Origin of the sequence: Pseudomonas sp. 30_B (assembly GCF_017491605.1) — a bacterium.
In the GTDB taxonomy this organism is placed as follows: Bacteria; Pseudomonadota; Gammaproteobacteria; order Pseudomonadales; family Pseudomonadaceae; genus Pseudomonas.
In genome coordinates, this window is the sequence record NZ_JAFGYY010000437.1 from 1 (window position 1) to 255 (window position 255).

1 rRNA gene is annotated in these 255 nt (G+C 54.5%); it reads right to left on the minus strand.

Annotated elements, in window-relative coordinates:
• Positions 1 to 255, minus strand: a 23S ribosomal RNA gene (locus J5M67_RS30080); the annotation flags it as partial.

Genomic DNA, 255 nt, shown 5'->3' on the forward strand with positions numbered 1-255 from the left:
CCCGGAGTACCTTTTATCCGTTGAGCGATGGCCCTTCCATACAGAACCACCGGATCACTAAGACCTACTTTCGTACCTGCTCGACGTGTCTGTCTCGCAGTCAAGCGCGCTTTTGCCTTTATACTCTACGACCGATTTCCGACCGGTCTGAGCGCACCTTCGTACTCCTCCGTTACTCTTTAGGAGGAGACCGCCCCAGTCAAACTGCCCACCATACACTGTCCTCGATCCGGATGACGGACCAGAGTTAGAACC